Annotated in this window: 3 protein-coding genes and 1 pseudogene; 2 read left to right on the forward strand and 2 right to left on the reverse strand. The window is 65.5% G+C overall.

Annotation, left to right across the window (positions count from 1 at the left end; translation table 11 throughout):
- Positions 1 to 105: pseudogene (locus tag ACRDTL_RS01220) on the forward strand (SDR family oxidoreductase); the annotation flags it as partial.
- A gap of 27 nt (positions 106 to 132) precedes the next feature.
- On the opposite strand, the gene ACRDTL_RS01225 reads toward ACRDTL_RS01220, so the two are convergent.
- Positions 133 to 1,452, reverse strand: coding sequence for an oxygenase MpaB family protein (locus ACRDTL_RS01225; RefSeq protein WP_431504905.1), 1,320 nt, complete (start codon positions 1,450 to 1,452; stop codon positions 133 to 135).
- A gap of 92 nt (positions 1,453 to 1,544) precedes the next feature.
- On the opposite strand from ACRDTL_RS01225, the gene ACRDTL_RS01230 reads away from it, so the two are divergent.
- Positions 1,545 to 2,126 carry a TetR/AcrR family transcriptional regulator gene (locus ACRDTL_RS01230; RefSeq protein WP_431504907.1) on the forward strand — a complete coding sequence of 194 codons (582 nt, stop codon included), beginning with the start codon at positions 1,545 to 1,547 and terminating at the stop codon, positions 2,124 to 2,126.
- Here the strand turns inward: ACRDTL_RS01230 and pgi are convergent.
- Positions 2,123 to 3,658 (reverse strand): glucose-6-phosphate isomerase (gene pgi, locus ACRDTL_RS01235; RefSeq protein ID WP_431504906.1); only part of this gene is annotated, 1,536 nt, incomplete at its 5' end. The genes ACRDTL_RS01230 and pgi overlap by 4 nt on opposite strands.

A 3,658-nucleotide genomic window follows, 5' to 3' on the forward strand; every position in this document is an offset into this window, starting at 1 on the left:
ATCGAGCGCGAGCCCGGGCGCGCCGTGGTGCCGCGGTGGCCATGGGCGCCACTGGTGCAGCTGATGCGGGTACTGCCGACCCCGCTGACCAAGCGATTCGCGTAAGCCTTCTTACCCGCGAGCCCCGGAAACTCAGTGCGCGGCGGGTGCGTAATGCGCTGCGTCGGTGGTGAATTCGGGCTTACCGTAGGTCGCCAGCCGGAGCTTGAGGAGCCCGATGACGTATGCGTCGGTGATGTCCCGAAGCAAAGGGATGCGGCTGGCCTGGCTCACGGCGGTGAACCGTCCGATTATAAAGGGCGCGGTGAGGGCGACCCACAGGAGATCCGTCGACCCGAGAGAGACACCCATGGCCTCGGCGACGTCGCGGTCACCACCGCAGAACGTGCGGACGAACGTGAGCTTGCTGAAACTCTTCTCGACCGCCTCGGCGCACCGGTCGAACAGGGTGGTGTCGGGGCGCAGATAGGCCGCCATCGTGCCGCTGACGAGTTCGCGGCAGATGTCGTCGAATCCGTGGCGCAGCAGCGCAGAGCGCGCGTGCATGACGTGCATGATGTCGGCGGGTTCTGAGGGCAGGAGTTCGGGCGGCAGGCCCAGCAGAAAGCAGCGGTACCTGGCGAATTCGACGACGGCGCGCTCTGCTTTGGTGAACTTCGTCCGGCCCTGCTGACGCGCCTTGCGGGCCAACAGGTACTGGCCGATCATTCCGGCGGGCATCTGGTCGACCTGTGGCACCGGCATCCCGTAGACGGCGACGTCCCACTTGTCGGATTTCTTCAGGGCGTTGTAGCGGACCATCGAATGCATCAGCCGGACCATGGCCGCGGCTTCGAAGCCGGGGCCGTAACGGTCCAGCGCACCGGGCAGGGTGGTGACGGCGAAGAAACTGGCCGTCTCGTTGACCCGCCGGGCGGCCCGCTTGCCCGAGAGTGCGCCGGTCAGGGCCATCGGCAGTGCGGCGTAGGTGTTGGTGAAGGTCGCGATGAAGGCTCCGCGTGTAATGAACGGGGCCAGCAGCGCCGCGGGGATGCGCTCCTGCCGCGCGCCTTCGCGTACCAGATCGAAGTCGATCCATTCCGGGGCGGCCTCCATCGCGGCGATGAACGACACGAGCTCGGGGGGCGCCTCGGGCACCACCTCGATTCCCTTGCGGCAGGCCCTCTTGAGCATGTCGATCAGCTGCGTGGCGCTGTGCGTGGCCATCAGCGCCGCATAGGGATCGGCGACGACGTCGCCGAGCAGGGTGGCCGTGCTGATCAATTCGAGGACGCGGTCGTCTTCCAGGATCGGTGCGCGGTCGGCGACCCAGGTGGGCAGGGCCGAGTCGACGTCGGGCTCCGTCGCCAGGCGATCCGGCTGCTGGTCGAAGTCGAAGTTCCCGTAGAGGTCGGGCTGCAAATCGCGCTGGCTTCGGACTCGCTGCGCGAGTTCGGGGTAGTACGTGACCATCACAACCTCCGGCTAACTAACAGTTAGTGAGTAATACTCACAAGGTGGTGGTTACGCTGTCAAGTGTGACTGCGATTAACCCGAGGCGGCGCATGTCCGCGGAGGGGCGGCGCGAGCAGATCCTCGACATCACCCACGCGATCGTCGACGCCGAAGGGTTTCACGCGGCAACACCGAACCGCATCGCAGAGCAGGCCGGCATTAATCGGTCGTTGATCTATCAGAAGTTCGGCGACGTGGCGGGGCTGTTCGTCGAACTGATCGACCGTGAGGCGGCACGGGCCGGCGCGCAGTTCGCCGAAGCGATCTCGGGGTTGGATGCTGCCGCCGAAGATCAGTCGCTGGTTCTCGCGTTCGATGGTGTGCTGGCCGCCGTCGATGCCCACCCGGCAACGTGGCGGCTGTTTCTGTTCCCGCCGCAGGGCGCGCCACCGGAGTTGTATGCCCGGCTGGCCCAATCCCAGGCCGTCGTACTTGAGTTCTTTGTCAGGGAACTTCTGCGCCACAATCCCGCGCTGCATGAGCCGGAATACACCGCGCGGATCCTGCATGCCGCGGGCCGCGAACTGCTGCAGTTGCATCTCAGTGATCCGCGGACTGCGACCGTGGAACGCTTGCGAACCTTCGTGCGGCGATTCGGTTCCGAGCTCGTGGGCCGACCTGTTGGGGCCTAGCCTGTACGCCCTCTTTCCGTCCGGTAGCGGCGCACCAACGCATCGGTCGAGCTGTCGGACTGCTTGTCCGGTGACTCGTCGTCGGAGATCACCGGCAGCAGCGCCTTGGCCTGGGTCTTGCCCAGCTCCACACCCCACTGGTCGAACGAGTCGATGCCCCACACCACACCCTCGGTGAACACCTGATGCTCGTAGAGCGCGATCAACTGCCCGAGCACCGACGGGGTGAGCCGGGTCGCCAGAATCGCGGTGGTCGGCCGGTTACCGGGCATCACCTTGTGCGGCACCACATCGGCGGGTGTGCCTTCCGCGGCGATCTCGTCGGCGGTCTTGCCGAACGCCAGCACCTGGGTCTGGGCGAAGAAGTTGCTCATCAACAGGTCGTGCATGCTGCCGGTGCCGTTGGCGTCGGGCAGGTCGTCAAGGGGCTGGGAAAAACCGATGAAATCGGCCGGCACCAGCCGGGTGCCCTGATGCAGCAGCTGGTAGAAAGCGTGCTGCCCGTTGGTTCCCGGTTCGCCCCAATAGATCTCGCCGGTGTCGGTGGTGACCGGTGTGCCGTCGGCGCGGGTCGACTTGCCGTTGGATTCCATGGTCAGCTGCTGCAGATAAGCCGCGAACCGCGACAGGTCGTTGGAATACGGCAGCACCGCCCGCGATTGCGCACCGAAGAAGTTGGAATACCACAGTTCGATCAGCCCCAGCAGCGCCGGTGCGTTGGATTCCAGCGGAGCGGTCTTGAAATGCTCGTCGACGGTGTGGAATCCGGACAGGAAGTCCCCGAACGCCGCGCGGCCGATCGCGGCCATCACCGACTGCCCGATCGCCGAATCCACCGAGTACCGTCCGCCGACCCAATCCCAGAACCCGAACATGTTCGCGGTGTCGATACCGAACTCGTCGACCAGCTTCTTGTTGGTCGAGACGGCGACGAAATGCTTGGCCACCGCATCGTCGCCGAGCGCATCGGTCAGCCAGCGTCGCGCCGCGGTCGCATTGGTCAGCGTCTCCAGTGTGGAGAAGGTTTTGGATGCGACGATGAAAAGCGTTGTGGCGGGGTCTAAGTCGGCCAGTGTTGCGACCAGGTCAGCGGGGTCGACGTTGGAGACGAATCGGGCCGAGATGCCGGCGTCCGCGTAGTGGCGTAGCGCTTGATACACCATCACCGGCCCGAGGTCCGAGCCGCCGATGCCGATGTTGACGACCGTGGTGATTCGTTTGCCGGTGGCGCCGGTCCACTCGCCGCTGCGCAGCCGGTCGGTGAAATCACCCATCGCGTCGAGCACTTTGTGGACGTCCTCGACAACGTTCTGCCCGTCGACCACCAGGTGGGCGTCGCGCGGCAGCCGAAGCGCGGTGTGCAGCACCGCGCGGTTTTCCGAGGTGTTGATGTGCACGCCGCCGAACATCTGGTCGCGGCGCTCTTCGAGGCCGGCCGTTCGGGCCAGGTCTACCAGCAGGCGCAGCGTTTCACGGGTGATGCGGTGCTTACTGAAGTCGATGTAGAGGTCGCCGACGCTGACGGTGAACTC

The organism is Mycobacterium sp. (genome assembly GCF_050700595.1).
Classification (GTDB): Bacteria; Actinomycetota; Actinomycetes; order Mycobacteriales; family Mycobacteriaceae; genus Mycobacterium.

Bases quoted from the DNA above. Each gene is read 5' to 3' on its own strand.
- ACRDTL_RS01225 (WP_431504905.1), bottom strand. From the start codon at position 1,452: ATGGTCACGTACTACCCCGAACTCGCGCAGCGAGTCCGAAGCCAGCGC.
- ACRDTL_RS01230 (WP_431504907.1), top strand. From the start codon at position 1,545: ATGTCCGCGGAGGGGCGGCGCGAGCAGATCCTCGACATCACCCACGCG.